The organism is Metabacillus sp. SLBN-84 (assembly GCF_053629595.1).
The window spans coordinates 1,778,813-1,801,015 of the sequence record NZ_JBRJIP010000001.1 but is presented as its reverse complement, the minus strand read 5'-3'; the positions used below and the strand labels follow the sequence as shown (position 1 = coordinate 1,801,015).

Sequence of the window (22,203 nt, the reverse complement as noted above, 5' to 3'; positions counted from 1 at the left end):
ACACCTCAATTAACCAGGGCTCATAAAAGCCCTATCCAAAAAACCAATATCGTTATTTTACCACTTATAATGCAAAATCCCCCAAGATTTTGGGGGATTTTTTTGAAATCGGTGCTATTTGTTCATTACATGATGGTTGAGGCCGGCTCCTGGCCCAGCATCTCCACGATTTCATTGTTTTCATTCATGATGGCAACCTTCGGCTTGTGTGTGCGGACTTCTTCTTCTGACATCATGGCATAAGTTAAAATAATCACAACATCACCTTCTTGAACAAGTCTCGCTGCAGCGCCGTTCAGACAAACTGTGCCGGAACCTCTTTTCCCGGGTATAATGTAGGTTTCAAAGCGGGCTCCATTATTGTTATTTACAATTTGGACTTTCTCATTTGGAAGCATATCCACTGCATCGAGTATATCTTCATCGATCGTAATGCTGCCTACATAATTCAAATTGGCTTCTGTCACCCTTGCACGGTGTATTTTACCCTTCATCATGGTGCGGAACATCACTATCTCCTCCTGAATCTTTCTCTATAGCTGTAACGTAATATTATCGATCAATCTTGCCTTGCTGAATTTAACAGCTGCTGCAAGAATGATGGTTCCTTTTGCTTCCTGCAAAGGCTGCAGTTCCGGATAGGAATAAACCTCGACATAGTCAACTTCGCCGGTTGTTCTTTCTTCAATCCTCTTTTTCACAAAATCAGCCGCATGTTCCGGAGAATGGCCTAAAGCAAGCAGCCCGGCACCTTCGTTCAAGGCTTTATACAGTTCAGGCGCCTGTTCTCTTTCTTCTCCAAGCAAATTAACATTGCGGGAACTTTTGGCCAGTCCGTCCGGTTCTCTGACCGTTTGAACCGGAACAAGCTCAACAGGAAAATGAAAATCTTCAATCAGTCCGCTGATCACCGCAACCTGCTGAGCATCCTTCATTCCAAAATATGCCCTGTCCGGCTGAACAAGATGAAACAGTCTGGTCAGGATTTCAGCCACACCGTCAAAATGACCTGGTCTTGATTTCCCGCAGAGGACATTCGTGCGCTTAACGACCTTCATTGCAACAGATGGTTCATCAGGATACATTTCTGCTGCAGAGGGGGCAAACAAATAGTCTGCACCCTCACCTTTTGTCAGATTAGAATCCCGTTCCATATCCCGGGGATACGAATCAAAATCCTCATTTTCTCCAAACTGCAGTGGATTGACAAAAATGCTGACGACAAGCAGATCATTGTCTTCCCGTGCTTTTTTCATCAGGCTTAAGTGGCCCTCGTGAAGATAGCCCATCGTTGGAACGAAGCCAATGGTCCGGTTTTCTTTTTTATGATTTTTTATAATCTGCTTTAGTTCTTTTATGGTTGTGACAGTTTTCATTTTGCAGCAGTACCCCCGTACAGCGCCTGAAGTTCTTCGTCTTTCATCGTGAATGTATGTTTTTCTTCAGGAAATTCTCTCTTTTTCACTTCCTGCACATAAGCAGTCAGAGCGGACTTCATCTCGCTGCCGGCAGAAGTGTACTGTTTTACAAACTTTGGCACCCGGTCAACACCGTAGCCAAGAACATCGTGGTAGACAAGGACCTGTCCGTCGGTTGAGGCTCCTGCCCCAATTCCGATGACAGGAATGGATAATGTATTTGAAATTTCTGATGCAAGCTGGCGCGGTACACATTCAAGCACAAGCGCAATCGCACCCGCTTCCTCGCACTGCTTTGCATCATGCATTAATTTTTTCGCACTTTCTGCATCTTTTGCCTGAACTTTATATCCTCCAAGCACTCCTACTGACTGCGGTGTAAGGCCAAGATGGGCAACTACCGGCACTCCCGCACATGTAAGCGCTTCAATATTTTGAAGCACCCCATCTGCCCCTTCTAGCTTTAGAGCATGTGCCCCGCTTTGCTGCATAATCTCCGCTGCATATTTAAGGGTCTGTTCTTTTGAGACATGATAGGACATAAACGGCATGTCAGTCACGATAAACGTGGAAGGCGCCCCTCTTTTGACAGCTTTCGTGTGATGAATCATATCCGCGACAGTAACAGGCACAGTTGAGTCGTATCCGAGCACGACCATGCCGAGTGAGTCACCGACTAAAATCATGTCCACACCTGATTCTTCTGCAAGCCTGGCTGAAGGATAATCGTAAGCAGTGAGCATGACGATCGGTTCATTTCCCTGCTTCATTTTGACAAAATCAAGTCTCGTTTTCATTTTTTTCCCTCCCATGTGATGCAGAGGAATTTCGTAACCAGCAAATGGCTGACCGCAAAAAAACCTTCTCCAATAGGAAGAAGGATTGATGGTCTCATCATATCTGGCTGGATATCCCTCTGTCCCAGTCCGAATTCCGGATCAAGGCAGAACTATTAAAATCTGGTTTTCATTGCCCTCAGGTGCAATTCCTTAAAAAGGATACTGCCCGCCTTGAATTATACCAGAAAGTAAAAGGGGATACCAAGTATTTATGACTGGATTTCGATATCAGCAGAATAGATCTTTTCAAGCTTTCCTTCATCGGTTTCAAGCAGAAGAACGCCCTCATCATCGATTCCTGCAGCCCTGCCGCGCAGGGTTCCCTGCAGAGTTCTTGCAATCAGATGTTTATTCAGGCTGATGGCGTAGCTTTCCCAAAGAAGCTTGACAGGTTTAAATCCGTGCGAGAGATAGCTCTTATACAGCTTTTCAAAGCGGATCATGACAGACTGTATCAGCTTTGCCCTGTCAATCTGCTGCCCTGTCTCTTCAGCTAAAGATGTAGCAATATGCTGAAGTTCTTCCGGAAATTGCTCCTTTGTATGATTCACATTGATGCCGACCCCGATAATGACAGAATGGACCCTGTCAGCTTCAGCCTGCAGCTCTGTCAATATTCCGACGGCTTTTCTGCCATTAATAAGGATATCATTCGGCCATTTAATTTCAGGAGTCAGTCCCGTGACATCTTCAATGGCCTGAATCAGCGCAACCGCCGTCAGCAGTGTCAGCTGCGGGGTTTTATTGATCGGAATTTCAGGCTTCAGAATCATGCTCATCCAAACGCCGGTCTGTTTCGGGGAATACCATGCTCTTGCAAGCCGCCCCCTGCCTTCTGTCTGCTGGTCGGCTACTACAAGAGTGCCTTCTAATGCGCCGTCGCCTGCCAAAGTATGGGCAATCTTTTGTGTAGAAGCCACCACTTCCTCGAAATGGATATGCCTGCCCATGAATTCCGTTTTCAGTCCGAGCTGTATTTCATTCCCGGTAATTTTGTCCGGCTTGCGGGTAATTCTGTAGCCGCGTTTTCGGACCGCTTCAAGCTGATAGCCCTCGCTTCTCAAGTCCTCAATATGCTTCCAGACAGCCGTTCTTGAGCATCCGAGTGTCTCACTCAATTTCTGTCCGGATAAAAATTCTCCCTCGGCTTCTGAAAAAGCCTGAAGCAATCGCGTTCTTAATTCAGATTGCACGATTTCAACATCTCCTTAATCGCTTCCTTGCTGTTTTCTACCTGACCATTAACTACGGCAAGTTCTATTTTTTCCATATACTCACTCAGCCACGGTCCGGGATTCCGGCCTTCAATAGCCATCAAATCATTCCCGTTCACTGCCAGCTCCCTCTTTGAATGGACAGGAAGTGAATGATAACGCTCTTTGATCTCGCGGATCTTTGATTCACTGAACGGCAGACCGCTGAGCAGACAGAATACAGCTTCCGTCTGCAGCGCACACTGCAGGCCTGCCCTGTACAGATTAACCTTTGGCCAGTCAGACTGCCTGCGCTCCTCCAAGAAGAGAAGATTCTGCCTGATGGACCCAATTTGCCTGTTGGAAAGCTTCCATTTTTTCAGAAAAGCTTCAATGCCGCTTATTCCAATGACGTCGAGGAAGGCGGTCCAGCGCTCTTCATTCGAACTCAGGCAGTAAAAAGGGAGTTCGGCCGCTTGAAAAATCTGCTGCTTCTTTTCTTTTAAGCCAGGAAGGTAGTCACTCATGCCCGTCTCTGCAATCAGCCTCATGCCTTCGCTGCATCCAGAGCCTGCCATCGTTTTTTCAAATTCGGCTGTTTTGCGTTCTGCCGATATATGCTGAAGCAGGGATACATGACGAACAATGGCCTCATGTGTACATTCGCTTAGAGAAAAGCCGAGCTGACTGACAAAACGGACCGCTCTCATCATCCTGAGAGCGTCTTCTGAAAATCGTTCCTCAGGACTGCCTACAGTAGCTATCCGTTTTTTTTCAACGTCTTCCCTGCCGTTAAAATAATCGATGATGCTGCCGTTCTCGTCCATCGCCATAGCATTGATCGTAAAATCACGGCGTTTTAAATCTTCTTTTAATGAGGAAACAAACGTCACTCCGCTTGGCCTGCGGTTATCTTCATACGCCGATTCTGTCCGGAACGTTGTGATTTCGTAGTGAATCCCGTTTTCAATCACGATTACCGTGCCGTGCTCTGAGCCGATATCAATAGTTTTGTGAAAGAGCTGCTGTACCTGATCCGGTGTCGCGGATGAGGCGATATCGACATCTTTAATCGGTTTGCCGAGGAGCTGGTCGCGGACAGAGCCACCGACAAAATAAGCCTCAAAGCCGTGTTTTTTCAGCTTTGAAAGAACAGGAAGCGCCTCCTGAAATTCTCTATTCACCCTTCTCACCTGATTCCAGCAGTTGATAGTAAAGTGTTTCATACTGTTTGACAATATGGGCAGAATGAAAGGTTACTTGTGCGATTTTAACGGATTCCTTTGACATTCGCTCATGTAGTTCATGATCCGTTAACAGCGAAATCGTTTTTTCTGCTATAGCTGAAATATCACCTACATCGCACAGGTATCCGGAAACGCCGTCCTGAACGACTTCAGGAATGCCTCCAATATTGGCTGCCACACAGGGAACCCCGCATGCCATCGCTTCAAGAAGGACAAGTCCAAAACTTTCTTTCTGTGAAAGGAGCAGCTTCACATCACTTAAGGAATAAAGTTCTTCAAGGTGATTCTGCTTTCCAAGAAACAGAACGTTTTCACTGATGCCGAGTTCCTTCACGAGTTTGCAGACAGACGTCATCTCCGGTCCGTCTCCGACAAGAAGAAGCTTTGACTTTACTTCTTTGGAAACGCGTGCAAATACCCTGACCACATCCTGCACCCTTTTTACCTGCCTGAAGTTTGAAACGTGAATCAGTACTTTTTCATCCTCCGCTATGCCATATTCCGCTTTTAGATGATTCACATCTTTCTTTTTGTAAATGCGTTCATCGATAAAGTTGTAAACGGTCTGTATGTCTTTCTCGGGATGAAGAAGCTCATACGTCTGATCAGCAAGTGCCTTTGACACAGCCGTCACTGCATCTGAGGCTTCTATGCCGAACTTGATCATATTGGACAGGGACAGATCATGGCCAAGGACGGTAATATCGGTTCCGTGCAGAGTTGTAACGATTTTCAGATGGTCACCTGTCATCTGTTTTGCGAGATGGGCGCAAATTGCGTGCGGCACCGCATAATGAACATGAAACAAGTCCAGCTCTTCCCTTTTCGCCACTTCAGCCATCTTGCTTGCGAGCGCAAGATCATAAGGAGGGTGCTTGAAGACAGAGTATTGATTCACTTCCACCTCATGAAAAAAGATATTGGGATACATTTTATCAAGCCTGAAGGGCCTGCTGGTTGTGACAAAATGAATACTGTGTCCTTTTTCCGCCAGTTTTTTTCCAAGTTCGGTTGCCACTACCCCAGAACCGCCGACAGACGGATAGCAGGTAATGCCGATTTTTAACTTTTTCATAGGTGTTCACCGAGCAGGTCCTTATCAATCAATAGAGGTGACCTTGAGAAAAATCCCTCTGCATAAGTAACTCCCGCTTCTTTCCCAAACAGCCGCTCACGGCTCTCGACACTTTCTATGTATCCGTTCGTAAGAGGAGTATCAACGGATGATTCCCCTTTAACGAACTGGCTTTCGTACGCATTCAGACTCAATCGCTTTTTCTCCATCGTACCGGTCACATCAACGACAAAATCAGGTTTGTGAAAACCGTTGATCATATAAAAATAGACGCGGCTTACTCTGTGAGGAGCCTGTGATTTTGAATCACGGACATTTTTTACACCTGCAGAAAAGCTTGCTTCCTCTACAAGCTTTGCACAATTTCCGTGATCAGGATGACGGTCCTGAAACCAGGGTGCAAATACGAGCTTAGGTTTATACTGCCTGATAACCGTTATGATCTTATCTATGTATTGTTTGTTCATATAAAGTCCCCTGTCAGGAAGGTCAAGGAAAATCCGTTCCTGCAGACCCAGTATGTCTGAAGCAAGCTGCGCTTCTTTTTTCCTGATGGCAACTGTTCCGTTTGAAGAAAGTTCTGCCTCCGTTAAATCGCAGATTCCCACTCTGTACCCCTGCTCTGCGTATTTAGCGAGAGTTCCCCCCATCCCGATTTCGGCATCATCGGGATGAGCTCCGAATGCAAGGATATCAAGGTTATTCTTTTCCATAGTCATCTTCAATTTCTTTGTCATTTACTATTGCTCTCCATTTCAAATCACCGCGCTCCAGTCCATGTATCAGAATTTCCGCTGTTCCCATATTCGTCGCAAGCGGAACCGCATAAACATCACACAGCCGGATTAAAGCGGACACATCAGGCTCATGAGGCTGGGCAGTCAGGGGATCACGGAAGAAAATGACCATGTCCATTGCATTGTTTGCGATGCATGCGCCAATTTCCTGATCACCGCCAAACGGCCCGGACTGGAATCTGTGTATTTCAAGGCCCGTCGCCTCTGTTACTTTGAAACCTGTAGTTCCGGTCGCATAGAGTTTATGTTTTCCAAGGATGCCTTTGTAGGCCAGTGCAAACTGAATAAGGTCATTTTTTTTCTTATCATGAGCTATGAGTGCGATATTCATCAGACATTCCCCTTTAGTCGATTAAATTTTCAAGGCCGTATACAAGAAGATCCAGCTTCATTACCTGTTCCACGCACAGTTTTACCCCCGACATAAATGATGCGCGGTTAAATGAATCGTGGCGGATCGAAAGTGTCTGTCCGTCTCCCCCGAACAGAACTTCCTGATGGGCAACAAGCCCCGGAAGACGGATGCTGTGCACGTGAATTCCTTTATAGTTGGCACCGCGGGCTCCATCTAATATCTCTTTCTCATCCGGATGGCCCTGTTCTTTCTCTTCTCTGACAGCAGAAATCATTTCTGCCGTTTTCAAACCCGTCCCGGAAGGTGCATCCAGCTTTTGATCGTGGTGCATCTCAAGAATTTCTACATCCGCAAAATACTTGGCGGCCATTTGTGAAAATTTCATCATTAAGATTGCGCCGATTGCAAAGTTTGGGGCAATAATGGCGCCGATGCCTTTTTCTTCTGTCAGCTGCTCGAGTTCTTTCAGGTCAGCATCCGAAAAACCGGTTGTGCCGACTACAGGCCTTACCCCGTATTCAAGAGCTTTCTTCGTATGAATCTTCCCAATCTCAGGTGTGGTTAAATCAATAAGCACATCAGGCTTTGTTTCCTGAAAGCATGCTTCTATATCCGTATAAATAAGGGCTTCGCTTTTGAAATCACCGGCTTCTTTAAGCGTTTGGCCTCCGAATTTATGATCAACTGCCCCTACCAGAGTAAAATGCGGCGTTTCTTCAGCAAGCTTAACCGCTTCTCTCCCCATTCTTCCTCTTGGTCCTGCAATGACAACTTTAATCTGTTCCATAGCTGTTTCTCCTTATGACTCTTTTTTTGTCCAGCGGTCTTTATCTCTTGTTGTGAATTTTTTCATGACAAGATCATGCGCTTCTTCAAGATCGATTTGAAGAGAATTAGCAAGGCAGATCAGCACAAACAGAATATCTCCCGCTTCCTCTTCAATCTTCTTTTCTTTTTCTGTATCCTTTTTCGGCTTTTCGCCGTATGTATGGTTTATTTCCCTTGCAAGCTCTCCCATTTCTTCGGTCAGCCTTGCCATCATCGCAAGCGGGCTGAAATATCCCTCTTTAAACTGGCCGATGTACTCATCTACTTCTTTTTGAAGGTCTTTCATTGTCTTTTGGCTCATAGAATCACCTCTTCATTCTTCTTCATGTTAGCGGGTTCAGGACATTTTGACAAATTTTCCGGCTTGTACAAAAGGCGTGATTGCACCTTTTGTTTCCATCATCTATACTATTATCGCAAAGTACATAGAAAAGAGGATGATCGACATCATGTTTCTTCAATTGAAAATACGGAATATTTTCTTTATTTTACTCGGTTCAGCGATTTTTGCATTCGGACTAGTTCATTTTAACATGCAGAACAATCTTGCTGAAGGCGGATTTACCGGAATAACCCTTCTTTTATACTTTCTTTTTAACATTGACCCCTCGATATCCAACCTGGTGCTGAACATCCCGATCTTTTTCATCGGTTGGAAATTGCTCGGCAGGACGACCTTTCTCTATACCATTATCGGTACGGTTGCACTGTCTGTCTTCCTTTGGCTCTTCCAGCGATTTCAAATCTTCATGCCGCTTAAAGATGACTTGACCCTTGCTTCATTATTTGCAGGTGTTTTTATCGGAGTCGGCCTCGGCATCATTTTCAGATACGGCGGCACAACCGGCGGTGTTGATATTATTGCAAGACTGGTACATAAATACAAAGGCATCAGCATGGGAAAAACGATGTTCATCTTTGACTTTGTCGTCATTACACTTTCCCTCATTACCTACTTATCCTATAAAGAAGCAATGTATACCCTTGTGGCAGTCTTTATTGGCGCAAGAGTGATCGACTTTATGCAGGAAGGGGCCTATGCAGCAAAAGGAGCGACAATCATCTCGGAGAAAAACGAAGAAATCGCAGAAAAGATCATGCAGGAGATGGACCGCGGCGTCACGACTCTAAAAGGCATGGGATCCTATACAAAAATGGACCGGAACATCCTTTACTGTGTCGTTGCAAAAAATGAAATCGTCCGCCTCAAAGCCGTCATCACATCCGTCGACCCCCACGCATTCGTGGCCGTCAGCGACGTCCACGACGTCCTCGGAGAAGGATTCACGCTCGATGCGGATAAGAATCCTATACAGCGGTAGAAAAGCGGAATCAGCCGGTTAGCTCCGGGAGTCAGATAAGAAATCACCTGAAAAGTCCGGGTTTGACTTTTTGGGTGATTTTGTTCTGGCAGAGGAGTTGGCTGATGGAGCTGGACAACGAGAAAAGCGGAATCAGCTGGTTAGCTCCGGGAGTCAGATTAGAAATCCCCCGAAAAGTCCGGGTTTGACTTTTTGGGGGATTTTGTTCTGACAGAGGAGTTGGGCGATGGAGCTGGCCAACAAGAAAAGCGGAATCGCCCCGCCAACTTCATATAAAACAAGTAAGAGGCCTCGTTCACGAGGCCTCTTACTTGTTAAAGTCACGTTCTCTATTCATTTTGTCTTTTTCGCCTTTGTACTTTCTCCACCCTGTATAGGAAAGCGCCATAAAGATAATGCTTCCGGTAGATATCATGACCCACCAGAGAGACGGATCCGCTTCATCTTCTTTTACTCGTTCAAATAAGCTCTGCAAGTCTTCCTCCATTAATGTCAGCTGATTGACTTGTGATTCTACAGGAATTTCTGCAAAAAATGAATCTTCCACCACTGACTTGTGGGCTTCAATTCTCTTAAGCTGCTCAGAATCAAGATCCATCAGCATGCTGGGATAAACCGTTTCATAAAGAGAGACAAATTCCTCCCAGTTCTGTTCAAAAGCCTGATTATTTCCGTCCTGCACATCATCTTTCACTTGTGTGAAGGCACTCATAACAGGCGCTTCCATTGAACTCCACAGAGGCTGATGCTCCGATGCAGCTGCATCGACAACGAGCCTGAGCCGGATCAGGGCTCTTACTTTTTGATCAGGCGAGGAAGCTGTTTCCTGCAGCTTGTCAACTGCCGTCTGCTGAGAAGCCGAAATTGTCCGGATCTCGTTTGCTGAAACTTCGTTATTACCTTTTATGGTTTTCTCGAATTCTCTGCCAAAATAATTGACAAGCTGAAGCGATTCTTCAAATCTGTTTTGTTTCGTCAGCTGAAGTGCTGTATCCGTGAGTTTATTTAAATCTTCCCAGCTGCTTTCCATGTGCCCTGCACGATGATCAGCCAGAGAATAAAACGGCAGAGCCATCGCCATGATCATAAAAACTGCCAATGCGGCTATTCGTTTTTTCATCCTTGTCCCTCCCACAGCTTCTACTTAAAACTATGAAAAAGTGGACAAGGATAGACCTTCTTTTTTGATAAAAGAGAATCTATTTCAGGAGGTCCAGCTTATACGAATCTTTTCTGACCACAAAATAATAAGCCAGAAAAATAGAGAAAAGACTAAGCCAGAAAGTAAAATACCCGATCTCAGGCAAATAGTTCATCAAAACACTGTACTTCGGCATTTGCCCAAACACATAATCAATGATTTCATTATGCAGTGTCCAGACAGCTGCTGCCGCAAGATGCCAGGCTTTAAACCTGTAAAACGGTGCATAAAGCAGCCCCTGAACGGCCATGCCAAGATGGGACAATATCAGCATGTAGCCGACAGGGTCCAATACCCCTGTTTCATTCAATACGAGCAAATTCATGACAACTGCCCATATTCCATACTTAAACAGCGTAATAATGGCAAGAGCTTCAATTAAAGGGAGATTCCTCTTAAAAAGGAAGCCGAGCATGACAATCGTAAAAAAAAGACTTGCCGTCGGGCTGTCCGGCACAAACGGCAGGAAAATGGCCGGCGTTTCGTACAGCTGATATCTGTACCAGTAATACCCGTAGATGGTTCCAAATAAGTTGACCGTAAACATCAGAAAAAGAAAAGGCTGTCTTACAAGCAGATAGTGCATCCATTTCATAATGGTTTCAACTTCCTTTATATGTAGTTCACAACGCAGAAAAAAGCTGACATTTCGTCAGCTTTTTCTGATTATTTTGCAGTAACACTGGAGACAAACTCAGAAAGCACTTTCAATTCTTCATCTGTTCCTTTGAAGATGCCAGCAGGCATGCCGCCCTGACCTTCTACTGCGATCTTGGCAACCTCTTCAGGACTTAAGCCAGTATCGACCAGTGAAGGACCGGCTGCGCCGCCGGCTAAATTGTCGCCGTGACATGAAACACATGTTTGTTCAGTGAAGATTTTGTAGCCATCTGATTCTTTGTCAATCTCAGCTTCTGCTTTAATTTTTCCTTGTTCAGCAGCTGCTTCCCAGTCGTGAGTTGCAACAGATTCCCAAGTCAGGAAAATCGTTGCCGCTACGCCTAGAAGCATCATTCCGACTGCAACAGGGCGTTTTGCAGGTCTGCGCTCAGGCCCGCGGTCAATAAACGGTGCAAGAAGCAATGCACCAAATGCAAGACCCGGCATGATAAATGCGCCGATCACTGTGTATGGACCTGCAGCATACGTGTACTTAAGCAATTGGTATAAGAATAAGAAATACCAGTCAGGCAATGGAATGTAACCAGTGTCCGTCGGATCTGCAACACGTTCAAGCGGCGACGGATGCGCCACAGTCAAACACAGGAACCCAATCAGGAACACAGCTCCAACCAGCCATTCTTTCAATAAGAAGTTCGGCCAGAACGCTTCCGTTTTACCCGGGAATTCTGAATAGTCTTTTGGAATATTCGGTTTTCTTTCAGCTGGAACACGAGAGTCTCCAACAAATTTCATCCCTTTTCCGCGATGCATTGATTTCCCCTCCTTCTTTGGCAGTTCCGCATACTTATGCGGCTGATCATCATTTGTATTTTACAGAGGTCCGGATATACCCTGTTTGCGGATCATGATAAAGTGAGCCCCCATTAAGCCAAACAGCGCTGCTGGAAGGAAGAACACGTGAATCGCAAAGAAACGGGTCAGTGTCTGTGCACCGACGATTTCCGGATGGCCGGCAAGCAATGTTTTGACCTGAGTACCAATCAGCGGCGTTGCTTCAGCGATTTGAAGACCAACTTTCGTCGCAAATAGCGCTTTCATATCCCAAGGCAATAAATAGCCCGTAAATCCAAGACCAAGCATGACGAAGAAAATCAGTACGCCGACAACCCAGTTAAGTTCGCGCGGTTTCTTATATGCACCCTGGAAGAATACGCGGAGAGTATGTAGGAACATCATGACGATAACTAGACTTGCTCCCCAGTGATGCATGCCGCGGACGATTTGCCCGAAAGCGACTTCATTTTGAAGATAATAAACAGATTCCCATGCATTTTTAATGTCGGGAACATAATACATTGTCAGGAACATGCCTGATAATACCTGAATAACCGTTACAAAGAACGTCAGTCCGCCAAAGCAGTATACGAAAGCTGAAAAATGGTGAGCCGGATTTACGTGCTCAGGCACTTCATGGTCAGCAATGTCTCTCCACATAGGCGTAATATCAAGCCGTTCATCAACCCAGTCATAAATTTTGTTTAACACTTATTACGCCTCCTTTCGCGGTTTAGCCGAACCAAGATACAGGAATCCATCCTTCACTTCACTCTTGTATACATCAAGCGGAGCAAGCGGCGGTGTACCAGGAACATTCGTGCCATCTTTATCATACAGGCCGTAGTGGCATGGACAGAAGAATTTGTTTGGATTCGATGGATCACTGTTCCAGTTAACTGTACATCCCAAATGCTTGCAGACAGGAGAAAGCGCTATAATATCCCCATTATCGTTTTTGTAAACCCAGGCAGCCCTAGGCTCTTCAGATTTGTACCAAGCATCAACCTGTTTAATTTTAAAGTTAAAACGGGTTGGTTCATTTGTAATTTCATCTACACTGACAACCTGAACCAGATCCTGATCTTCGACCTTGCCAAGTACCGGATCCAGCGCAAAACGTACCATAGGCATTAGCATACCCGCAGCCATGAAACCGCCTACACCAGTGAGTGTATAGTTGAGAAATTGCCGTCTTGATACCCGATGTTTTTTCTCGCTCATCATTTTCCCCCCTCTATCTTAAGCTGAAGTCCGTCAGGACATACGATAAAACCATATAAAACTAGGACAATCTCATGATATATCAATCTTCCAGTAAGGTCAATATTATCCTTTTTTGGAACTTAATAAATATGTAAGGGTTTTTATTTCCCTCTCCAAAATTGTAAGAAAATGTTCATAATTTGACCGACCTGATCCTCAACCATCTTTCTCTTCAGTGATTCATCCATATGCTCCATAGGTACCGGCGGAAGGTAAATGACTTTTCCGTTTGAAAAAGCTTCTTTGGTTTTCCAATGAGGATCACTTGTCATAAAAAAGATATGGCTGAAGCTCTTTTCAAGCTCACTGTACCATTGCTGCACCGTATTTTCTGCATGTTCAGCTGTCTCTTTCAGATAAGAGATCGGCGGCATGAGGAAGACTCTTCCTTTAAGCTGCCTTTCAAGGTCTTCAGCAATCAGCAAAGCGTATTCACCCTCTGCAGCAGCATGCTTCAGGCCTGTCCCGAAATTGGCCTGGATGAGCGGCACGACTGCCGTATCCACATAATCTGCCGACTCCAGATAGGACGCTGCGTCCCCGGCTGTCCATTTCATTCATTTCAGCTCCTTCAAGTTGTGTTGCTTTTCATTATATAGGTTTTGCAGGAATCGGAAAAGAAGATTTGAAATCTCTACGTTTCTTTGAGACCTTTAATCTTCAAGCAGGCAGCAGATATATGGTGGATGCACACTGCCAGTCAGGAGGCAGCTGGAACCTTTTTAGTAAACACCCGTTTCCAGCAAGTAACGGTTCTGTTTTTTCAAGTAAAAGAGGAATTCTTGCATGTATTTTGCTATTTGTGGCAAGTAAGGCACTTGGTGATGCACATTTACCGCCTCCAGCCACTTATAAAAAAAGTGTCCCTGCATAAAAATCAGAGACACTTCTTTTTGTTACAAGTCTATGAAACAGTCCGTTTAACAAAACGCCTTTTCAGCACCCAGCCGCTGAAGCCGGCTGCAAGCAGCACGATTCCAATCAGCATGATGCTGTAGGACGCTGTGGCTGTTTCAGGAAGTCCTTTTCCTGCACCGGGAGATGACGTGCTGCCTGATGAGCCGTTTCCGCCGCCAGCATCTCCTCCTTTAGTCGGAGGGGTTCCTTGTCCATCCTTATCATCAGGCTGAACGGCGCCGTCAGGTTTTTCGTCTTTTCCAGGAGGTTTTGGCTGACTGTTTTTTTCAGCCAGAATAAAGGTGCCTCCCGCTTCCCTTTCAGGCAGGTCTGCTGTCACTTTTCCGCCTGCAGAAACTTTGTATTCCTTTCCGCTGTAAAGATCAATCACTTTCGTGTTCTTTTTAAACGGAACAGATACGGTCACTTTTTGAGCCTTTTCTGTTGTATTCAGTCCGACTGCAACAGATTGTTTGCCGTATGATCTGGTGAACACGAGGTAGCCTTCATCGTTGCTGCCCCCGATTTTTGCGCGGGTTCCTTTTGAAAAGACCTTTGAGTAGTCTTTACGGATGTTCAGCAGCTTCTGATAGTGCGTTAACAGGTCATTATTCTCTGTTTTGTCCCAGGCAAAATCGTACCGGTTTTCATTATATTCGCCTTTGTCCATGTCCCCGGCATGCTTGCCCGTCTGTCCAATTTCCTCCCCGTAATAGATGACCGGCTGTCCTTTTGCCGTAATCTGAAGGGCTGCAGCAATTTTCTGCTTGCTGATGTCACCGCCTGCATGAGTCAGAAGGAATCCATCCTCATCGTGGCTGCTGAGAAATTGTCCCATTGTGGCAGAGCTTGTCAGGTTTCCATTGCGTTCTTCGAGTCTTGCTTCTACTGCTTCTACATCACCATTGATGAAGTCTCTCGCATCGTACTTAAAGTTAAAATCAAGCAGAGAGTCCATCTGGCCGCTGTTTAGGTAGCCCCCGGTGTTGCCGATGCTGCCTCCGTAATATTCACCGATCAGTTTAAAATCAGGATTGATTTTCGTCAGTTCATTTTTAAACGTTTTCCACGTTGTATCCTCGACATGCTTGACTGTATCTACACGGAAGTAGTCAATGGCGTTGCCCTTTTCAGTCCGGTGAGCAGCCCATGCTGTCTGCCAGTCTATTATTTGTTTGCGGACAGCAGGGTCTTCTGTCATCAGATCCGGCAAACCGGCGAGCTCGCCTTTGATGACGTCCGTTCCGCCGCTGCGGATCATGCCGCTGAAACGGCTTCTGTCCTCATCTGTCGGATAGTTTGAAATTCCCGCATTTCCTGCATCTGTCTCTTTTAAACCGTAGCCTGTATGGTTAAGAACAACATCCACCATAATTTTGATGTTTTTTTCATGTGCTTTATCAAGCAATTCATTCAGGTCATCCATTGAGCCCAGATGTTCATCAAGCTTTGAAAAGTCCTTTGCCCAGTACCCATGATAGCCATACTGATGCCCGTTCTTGTCATGGCGCAGGTCCCAGTCAATGTTGTCAACGACAGGAGTGATCCAGATCGTGTTGATGCCAAGGTCTTCAAGGTAATCTAGTTTGTTTGTAATTCCTTTAAAATCACCGCCATGATACGTTTCTAAATGGCTCGTGTCATAGCCTTCCCCGTTTGGATCGTTGTTTGTTTTGTCCCCGTCATTAAAACGGTCTGTCAGCATAAAATAGATTCTTGCTTCATCCCAGTCAAAGTCCCCTTCTCCTTTAGAAACACGCGGTTTAACTGTGATGGATGCAGTCTTAGTATGTTTATTCCCGTATTGGTCAACAGCAGTCACAGGAATTTGTTTTTCACCTGCCGTCACGGTATCCGCAACTGAGAGTGTTGCTTCCATCAGCTGCAGATCAATTTTCATCGCCTGTGGTCCGCCAAGTGCGGAAACGTCAGCTGTCAGCTCGGTAAATTTGACCTCCTGATCTGTTTCAACATCAAGGCTCAGCACAGCATTTTGATTTGAGGTTACGGCCTTCGGCGAAACAGACACATTCATGGATACATCCGGCACAATGTAGTCTACAGATGATTTTTCAAAATATGGGTCTCTTACTTCTGTTTCTGTCCCATTGACAGTGACCAAATAACTGTAGTCATAGGTACCTTCCCCAGGGAGGGCTACTGTATGGGAAAAGTACTCATTTTTCTCGTCATAGGTCATCTCATATTGCTTCCCTGCAACTTTAAGGCTCACTTTTTCAACCGTATCCATTGCATTATCCGCAAACAGCTCGGGATCTCTGTAAAAGAAGGTCGCTTTTCCTTCTGACAGAACAGGGCCTTTTACGGCCGGAACGGTATGAAAGTCCCCTTTTCCGCTTTCAACAACTACCTTTGTGAGAGCTTGTCCCGCTTCTGCAGTGATGTATCTGTCCCCATCAAATGGATCTTTTACAGCCCAGTCCTGGCCTTTTCGGATGACAAAACCGACAGCCGTTGCATCTGAACTGATCTCAAATTTCGAGACGGCGCCTTGTTCTGTTATGTCAGAAAACAGCTTTTCACCGTCCTGCAGTCCGGTCTGCCAGGTCCAGATGTTCCAGTCAGCGTAGTCTGCATCCTCCCTGACATAGGTAAATTGAATAGATCTTTTAGCAGGTTCAATCATGTTTGAGGTTGTAAAAGAAAGAACAAAATCCTCCTGAAGAAACGTATTCGTGGACTGTCCCTTTACAGCATCTTTCTTTACTGACAGCGTGTAGGACTGTCCTTTTTTCAGCTGATCTGCTGTGATGCTGAGCTGATTTCCTTCTGTTTTTACGGCTGCTTGTACATTACTGCCGTCTTTTTCTGATAGTGTTATAGCATCCTGCTTTTCCACAGCCACATGTTCATTGAATGTAACAATCAGCGGGGCTTCAGGTTTAAAATCAGCTTCCCCTTCAGCCGGTGAGGAAGACAAAACTTCCAGCTGGGAAGCTTCCTCCACTCCTCCTATTGTGTAGCTGCTGCTGTATACTGCCTGGCTGTTTGAATTTCCTGATTCATTCCAGGTGCCGGCAAGAACATTCCCATCAGCTTCGGGACTTACATCAAATGCACCATGCTCCGCCGGATTGTTTCCGCTTAAAACGGCAATGGCCCTGATCGAGTCATCATTTTTCAGGCCAAGCTCACTGAGCGGAATTTTCCCTTCAAAGCCTTTCGTGCGATCAGCAGCAAATTGTGCCCCTTTGCTGTTTTCCCAGGTTGAAAGTTTTGGAGCCGTCAGATCCTCCGAGCTGTATAGAGCAGCTCCGGCAAGTTCATTGTCATTTTTTATTCTGACAGTAATATGAAACTGCGGCTTGGCTTCTGTGCCTCCAAAGTCAAAAGGAGCTCCCCATGGATTGCCTTCTATTTTTGAATCTTCTTCATTCACATTCAGTGCAAGGTTTAAAAACATTCCGTCGCTTCCCCAATTTGGAACATTCTTTGCTTCTGTCCAAAAATAGAGGTACCGGCTGTCGTTCGTTATATGCAAATCCCCAATCTGAAACCCCTCGTATCCCGGTGTTCCAGATGATGCAAGCGGTTGCATTTCAGACCAGTCTTCTCCGCTTCCGTCAACCTTTATTGCATCCGGTGCCGAAGCGGCAAATCCCTGCCACGTTCCAAGCACACTGCTCGCGAGAAGGACCAGTATGGCTATAGCCGCCGTCCATCTCCCCCATTTGTTTCTCATTCCATTTCCCCCTTTGCCATATAAAGAAATCGGATGCACTCGAGACCAATGCCTGTCTATGTAAACGGTTTCATCAACATCCTTATTTTGTCACGGTTCGACCGAAAAATCAATTGAAAATTCTGAATAAAAATAAGCTGAAAAGCCTAAAAAAAGAAACCTCCTTTTCTGAAGGTTTCTTCTCAAAAGCTGCAGTTCCGGCAGCAGGCAAGCTTATCTGAGGCATTTCAATTTGTCTGTCAAATGGTTGAATGCTTCTTTATCCTGGCGGTCAAGCGCATCATCAATCATTTGAAGGAGTTTTTCTTTTTGGAACGTCTGAATGGATTCTTCAAGAATTCTCTCAGCTACTACACGGTCTTTTTCATTAATATTGAGGTGCTTCGGCATAAACGGGTTTGCCTCAAGCACGGCTGCGTAATTCGGAGACTGATAAGATGAGCGGAAATTGAGCTGGATATACAGATCCTCGTCTTTATTTAACCGAATGTCATGGAACGATTTTTCGGCATCCGTAGTCATGACATTTTCTTTGTAAAAACGAAACGGCACTTCCTCTACACAGTGGGTTGACATGATAATTCCGCGGGGACAATACTGTGCCTGCTCGACAAAATGAACTTTTTCCATCAGAGTATCATGACTCATCAAATAATTCAGAATCCATACACATTCTCGTCTTTTCAGCTGATAATGATTTAAAAACCACCTGATAAAATCCTTCTTCTCAATGACAGATACAGGGGCCATCATATGCATTTCCCTCCTCTGCTAACTGTAGATTCTTACTTTAAAAGTTCAACAGATCCCAGGTGAATTCCTTCCGGCCGAGTGTTAAAAATCATCTTCTAATTGCATCAAAATCTCTTCGATTTCGACATTCGCAGGATCATGCTTTAAAGCCCTGCTGAACATCTCCCTTGCAGCTGTCCGGTTTCCGTCCTCAAGCAGATAATACCCGTACTCCATTAAAAAGTCTGGTTCTTCCTTGAAGAAATTATATGCTCGCTGGTAATGGTTTAATGCATCCGAATATTGTTCTGTTTCATGATAGGCGCGTGCAAGCTTGCGGTCATATTGAGGATCTTCTTCACCGTACCTCATGACTTCTTTCAGACAGTCGATGACCTCTTCATAAAGCTGTTCCTGCATGTAGATATTCGTCAGGGTGATGGTCGCTTCCACATGACCCGGATCAATGGCAATCGCCTGCTGAAGCAATGCTTTAGCTTCATCCGGCTGATTGTTTTTAAGTGCAGTTTTTCCGCCGTATACATACAGCTCTTTATTGTATTCGTCTACTTTAAGTCCATCTTTAACAGCATCAAGGCTTTCCCCGAGCATTCCTTCAGCCTCATAAGCCTTTGCAAGGAAAAGATAGAGCGATGTATATTCGTGATCCAGTTCTTTCAGCTTCAGAAACTGCTCAATCGCTGTCTTCGGATAATTTGCCTGCAGGGCCGTAAACCCGTAGCCAAACAGCGTGTGCAGATCAACCTGCTCAACTGCTGCTTTTTCGTAAAAAGGCAGAGCCTCTTCAAATTCGCCGCTTGCGCTGATGGATTCTGCCAATCTCTGATAAACGTTTACACCTGTGACGGTACTGTGTTCCTTAAGCACGTCTTTGAAAAAAGGAATGGCTTTATGGTAATGCCCCTGATGAAAATAAAGCTCTCCGAGTGCAAAATCGATAATCGGCTCATCAGGCACTAATTTTTTTGCTGCTTGAAGCTTTTGTTCGCTTACTTCGTTCAGACCCTGCATCTGGTAAAGGTCTGCTGAGAGAATCAATGCCTGTACATAAGCAGGATCTGTCTCAGGAATGGTATTCAGGAGGTCGATTGCTTTTTCTTCCTGATCCATGTCGATATAGATTTCTGCAAGAAATACGGTTACTTCAGACTCTTCAGGATAGAGAAGATACATATCCTCCATAATGGAGAGTGCCTGATCTGTATTCCCCCACTGATAGTATTTTTCTGCGAGCAGAAATTTTTCTTCATCGTGCAGTTTGTTTTCGAGACCGGAAAGCCTTTTAAGCCCTTCCTCAACCTGTCCCGATTCAACCAGTTCAATTGCTTCAGATAATGTGTTGTTCACCTTTAACGCCCTTTCCATTCCAGTTACGGAACAGCCTGAGCAGCAAACCTGCCGGACATGGCAACGGTGCGCTCTTCTCCAAACCCCGGCTTTAAAAAAATCGTTTCACCGGCTTTCAGCAGCTGTCCTTTATGAACCGTAAATTTAGGAATATGACTATGATACCCGCTTGAGGACAAATCTTCAACTGAATTGAATGCATTTCCCTCATACAGGTTATAGTCAACTTCGCCGCCGATGCGGATATCTCCTTTATCAGGAAACAGGCCGATTTTCATCAGAAGGTTTTTATCAAGAATGGTATGCTCGGGCGGGCAGGCAACACTTGCTGAGAAGCGGTGTTTTTTTCATCAGAGCTTCGAACGTTTTTTGCTGCTTGTCCTGCAAGGCACGTTCTGGCCATTTTGGCAGAAACGTCATCGGGAATTGGTAGATGCTGCTGCGGATCCACTCCCACGGGAATCCTGTAAGATCATCCTGGGGCTGAATCTCAAGTACAAGCAAAGGAATCTTCTGGCGTTTGCAGGCAATTAGCAGGGATGGAGTCAGTCTTTTGAGCGGAATGGCTGCACCGATGCAGTAATCAATTGGGGAATTAATCATCCTTTGTCTTTTTTTCCTGACTGCATCTGATAATTCACGTTCATATTCGGCGCGGGCAACCGTTATGACGGCTGTACACCCGGCTGCTATGAGCTTGTCCTTAAAAATGGGTTTGGCTTCCGAATAAGGACCGTTTATGGAGAAATCAAGCATAACGTGCCCGGGTGTCATCACATACGGAGAAGCGTCCATTTTCATATAGGCCATATTTTTAACTGAAGAATGGATATAATCCATTTTGTTGTTCCGTACGAGAATGGACGTTTTTTCAGCTGCTGCATGCTTAATAATGACTGCATCTTCAATTATATAGGCCACTTCCGCTTATCCCTCCCTTGTCATCTTCTTAAGACAAGCTATGAGGATATAGAGGGAAATATGCTAACAAAAGCGGAAGCGCTTTGATCAGATCCGATAGGCAGATAAGAATCCGACGGAAAAGTCCGGGTCCCGACTTTTTTGTCGGATTTGTTCTGACAGAGGATCTAGGCGCTTACGCTAGCCGTGGATAACTTTGTCATGATATCAATAGTCTTTCCTTAGCGATGAAAAATGCCTGCGGAGATTCTCCGCAGGCTGTATGTGGATTAAACCGCAGAGTTTCCTGAGAGTTCATTCACATGCTCAAAAAATGAAGGATACGAAACATCAATCGCTTCATGTCCGGAAAGGCTGACTTCACCCTCTGTTATCATGGCTGCAACAGCAAGCATCATGCCGATTCTGTGATCACCATGGCTTGAAACGGATGCTTTCTCAGCTGACAGCTTTTGTTTGCCGCGGATAATCATTCCGTCATCTGTCGGGATCACTTCAGCTCCAAGCCTGCCAAGCTCCTGAACGACTGTATCAATCCGGTTTGTTTCTTTCACTTTCAGCTCACTGGCATCTTTAATAATGGTTTCGCCTTCTGCCTGTGTGGCAAGCAGGGCAATGATCGGGATTTCATCAATCAGACGCGGGATCAGGTCCCCTGAAATCACCGTTCCTTTTAATGAGGAAGTTGAGATAGTTAAATCCGCGACAGGCTCATGGGTGCTTGAACCTTTTTCTTCAATTGTCAGATCTGCGCCCATATTATTTAAAACATCGATTATACCTGTTCTCGTTGGATTAATACCGACATTTTCAAGAGTGATCCTGCTGTTTGGAACAATTGCCCCCGCCGCCAGGAAAAACGCTGCGGATGAAATATCTCCCGGCACGTCCACTTTTGCAGCTTTTAATGTCTGGCCGCCTACAATCTCAGCAGTCAGTCCATCTTCCCGCACCTCTGCACCGAACGCACGAAGCATCCGTTCTGTGTGGTCACGTGATTTATGCGGCTCTGTTACGCTTGTCACTTCCTGATCCGCCTGAAGCCCTGCAAGCAGGATAGCTGATTTCACCTGTGCGCTTGCTACAGGAGACGTATACTTCAGCCCCTTCAGTTTGCCTCCGCGGATGGAAATCGGCGTATAATTGCCTTCCTCCCTGCCGTCAATGGAAGCGCCCATTTCTCTGAGCGGATTCGTCACCCGTGTCATGGGCCGTTTTGCAATAGATTCATCTCCAATGATGCAGGAATGAAAAGGCCGTCCTGCAAGAATGCCAAGCATTAACCGGGTAGTTGTTCCGGAATTGCCCACATCCAGAATGCCTGAAGGCTCCTTAAGAGCATCCATTCCCTTGCCGTTTACTCTGACATGAGTTCCGTTTTGCTCAATTTCAACGCCCATTTGCCTGAAGCAGGCGATTGTAGACAGACAGTCCGCCCCTGCCAGGAAGTTGTCGATCACCGTTTCCCCTTCTGCCAGCGCGCCGAACATCACCGCTCTGTGTGAAATGGATTTATCTCCGGGTATAGCTATCGAGCCCTTGAGGCCTTCTGCTATCTGCAGTTTTCTCTCGCTTTTCATACC

General features: G+C 45.5%; 23 protein-coding genes. 1 reads left to right on the top strand and 22 read right to left on the bottom strand.

Annotation, left to right across the window (positions count from 1 at the left end):
- Positions 1-125 precede the first annotated feature (125 nt).
- The 10 genes from panD to RKD52_RS09080 all read right to left on the bottom strand — a co-directional run bounded on the left by panD (position 126) and on the right by RKD52_RS09080 (position 8,053).
- Entirely contained in the window at positions 126-509 is a 384-nt protein-coding gene (gene panD, locus RKD52_RS09125) for an aspartate 1-decarboxylase (protein WP_454099462.1), read from the bottom strand.
- Positions 510-533: 24 nt separating this feature from the next.
- Positions 534-1,376, bottom strand: a complete 843-nt coding sequence (gene panC / locus RKD52_RS09120) for a pantoate--beta-alanine ligase (protein WP_454099461.1) — start codon at positions 1,374-1,376, stop codon at positions 534-536.
- Entirely contained in the window at positions 1,373-2,215 is an 843-nt protein-coding gene (gene panB / locus RKD52_RS09115; protein WP_454099460.1) for a 3-methyl-2-oxobutanoate hydroxymethyltransferase, read from the bottom strand. The genes panC and panB overlap by 4 nt, the downstream gene beginning before the upstream one ends.
- 251 nt (positions 2,216-2,466) lie before the next feature.
- Entirely contained in the window at positions 2,467-3,450 is a 984-nt protein-coding gene (locus tag RKD52_RS09110) for a biotin--[acetyl-CoA-carboxylase] ligase (protein WP_454099459.1), read from the bottom strand.
- Positions 3,435-4,634, bottom strand: a complete 1,200-nt coding sequence (locus RKD52_RS09105; RefSeq protein WP_454099458.1) for a CCA tRNA nucleotidyltransferase — start codon at positions 4,632-4,634, stop codon at positions 3,435-3,437. Before RKD52_RS09105 ends, RKD52_RS09110 begins: the two co-directional genes overlap by 16 nt.
- Positions 4,627-5,772, bottom strand: a complete 1,146-nt coding sequence (gene bshA, locus RKD52_RS09100; RefSeq protein WP_454099457.1) for an N-acetyl-alpha-D-glucosaminyl L-malate synthase BshA — start codon at positions 5,770-5,772, stop codon at positions 4,627-4,629. The genes RKD52_RS09105 and bshA overlap by 8 nt, the downstream gene beginning before the upstream one ends.
- Positions 5,769-6,509 carry a bacillithiol biosynthesis deacetylase BshB1 gene (bshB1, locus tag RKD52_RS09095; protein ID WP_454099456.1) on the bottom strand — a complete coding sequence of 247 codons (741 nt, stop codon included), beginning with the start codon at positions 6,507-6,509 and terminating at the stop codon, positions 5,769-5,771. Before bshB1 ends, bshA begins: the two co-directional genes overlap by 4 nt.
- Positions 6,472-6,900, bottom strand: a complete 429-nt coding sequence (gene mgsA, locus RKD52_RS09090) for a methylglyoxal synthase (RefSeq protein WP_454099455.1) — start codon at positions 6,898-6,900, stop codon at positions 6,472-6,474. Before mgsA ends, bshB1 begins: the two co-directional genes overlap by 38 nt.
- A gap of 13 nt (positions 6,901-6,913) precedes the next feature.
- Positions 6,914-7,711: a 4-hydroxy-tetrahydrodipicolinate reductase gene (gene dapB, locus RKD52_RS09085; protein WP_454099454.1), complete on the bottom strand. Its 798-nt coding sequence runs from the start codon at positions 7,709-7,711 to the stop codon at positions 6,914-6,916.
- A 12-nt stretch (positions 7,712-7,723) separates the two neighbouring features.
- Positions 7,724-8,053, bottom strand: coding sequence for a nucleotide pyrophosphohydrolase (locus tag RKD52_RS09080; RefSeq protein ID WP_454099453.1), 330 nt, complete (start codon positions 8,051-8,053; stop codon positions 7,724-7,726).
- Positions 8,054-8,201: 148 nt separating this feature from the next.
- On the opposite strand from RKD52_RS09080, the gene RKD52_RS09075 reads away from it, so the two are divergent.
- Positions 8,202-9,074 (top strand): YitT family protein, encoded by an 873-nt coding sequence (locus RKD52_RS09075; protein ID WP_369734087.1) that lies wholly within the window; start codon positions 8,202-8,204, stop codon positions 9,072-9,074.
- 307 nt (positions 9,075-9,381) lie between these two features.
- Here the strand turns inward: RKD52_RS09075 and ypjB are convergent, their stop codons facing one another.
- The 12 genes from ypjB to aroA all read right to left on the bottom strand — a co-directional run bounded on the left by ypjB (position 9,382) and on the right by aroA (position 22,200).
- Positions 9,382-10,194, bottom strand: coding sequence for a sporulation protein YpjB (gene ypjB / locus RKD52_RS09070; RefSeq protein WP_454099452.1), 813 nt, complete (start codon positions 10,192-10,194; stop codon positions 9,382-9,384).
- Between the two features lie 79 nt (positions 10,195-10,273).
- A complete protein-coding gene (locus RKD52_RS09065; protein ID WP_369733743.1) occupies positions 10,274-10,870 on the bottom strand; it encodes a DUF1405 domain-containing protein in 597 nt (198 codons plus the stop codon).
- A gap of 71 nt (positions 10,871-10,941) precedes the next feature.
- Entirely contained in the window at positions 10,942-11,709 is a 768-nt protein-coding gene (locus RKD52_RS09060; protein WP_454099451.1) for a c-type cytochrome, read from the bottom strand.
- A gap of 60 nt (positions 11,710-11,769) precedes the next feature.
- Positions 11,770-12,444 carry a menaquinol-cytochrome c reductase cytochrome b subunit gene (gene qcrB, locus RKD52_RS09055; protein ID WP_029280290.1) on the bottom strand — a complete coding sequence of 225 codons (675 nt, stop codon included), beginning with the start codon at positions 12,442-12,444 and terminating at the stop codon, positions 11,770-11,772.
- A 3-nt stretch (positions 12,445-12,447) separates the two neighbouring features.
- Positions 12,448-12,957 carry a QcrA and Rieske domain-containing protein gene (locus RKD52_RS09050; RefSeq protein WP_454101176.1) on the bottom strand — a complete coding sequence of 170 codons (510 nt, stop codon included), beginning with the start codon at positions 12,955-12,957 and terminating at the stop codon, positions 12,448-12,450.
- Between the two features lie 143 nt (positions 12,958-13,100).
- Entirely contained in the window at positions 13,101-13,556 is a 456-nt protein-coding gene (locus RKD52_RS09045; protein WP_454099450.1) for a YpiF family protein, read from the bottom strand.
- A gap of 347 nt (positions 13,557-13,903) precedes the next feature.
- Entirely contained in the window at positions 13,904-17,599 is a 3,696-nt protein-coding gene (locus RKD52_RS09040; protein ID WP_454099449.1) for an alpha-amylase family glycosyl hydrolase, read from the bottom strand.
- Between the two features lie 213 nt (positions 17,600-17,812).
- Positions 17,813-18,352, bottom strand: a complete 540-nt coding sequence (locus tag RKD52_RS09035; RefSeq protein WP_029566046.1) for a ReoY family proteolytic degradation factor — start codon at positions 18,350-18,352, stop codon at positions 17,813-17,815.
- Positions 18,353-18,433: 81 nt separating this feature from the next.
- Positions 18,434-19,699 carry a tetratricopeptide repeat protein gene (locus RKD52_RS09030; protein ID WP_454099448.1) on the bottom strand — a complete coding sequence of 422 codons (1,266 nt, stop codon included), beginning with the start codon at positions 19,697-19,699 and terminating at the stop codon, positions 18,434-18,436.
- A gap of 23 nt (positions 19,700-19,722) precedes the next feature.
- Complete coding sequence (locus RKD52_RS09025) at positions 19,723-19,977, bottom strand: hypothetical protein (RefSeq protein ID WP_454099447.1); 255 nt, start codon at positions 19,975-19,977, stop codon at positions 19,723-19,725.
- A 13-nt stretch (positions 19,978-19,990) separates the two neighbouring features.
- Positions 19,991-20,620: a hypothetical protein gene (locus RKD52_RS09020; RefSeq protein WP_454099446.1), complete on the bottom strand. Its 630-nt coding sequence runs from the start codon at positions 20,618-20,620 to the stop codon at positions 19,991-19,993.
- 269 nt (positions 20,621-20,889) lie between these two features.
- Positions 20,890-22,200 carry a 3-phosphoshikimate 1-carboxyvinyltransferase gene (gene aroA, locus RKD52_RS09015; RefSeq protein ID WP_454099445.1) on the bottom strand — a complete coding sequence of 437 codons (1,311 nt, stop codon included), beginning with the start codon at positions 22,198-22,200 and terminating at the stop codon, positions 20,890-20,892.
- Positions 22,201-22,203: the final 3 nt, after the last annotated feature.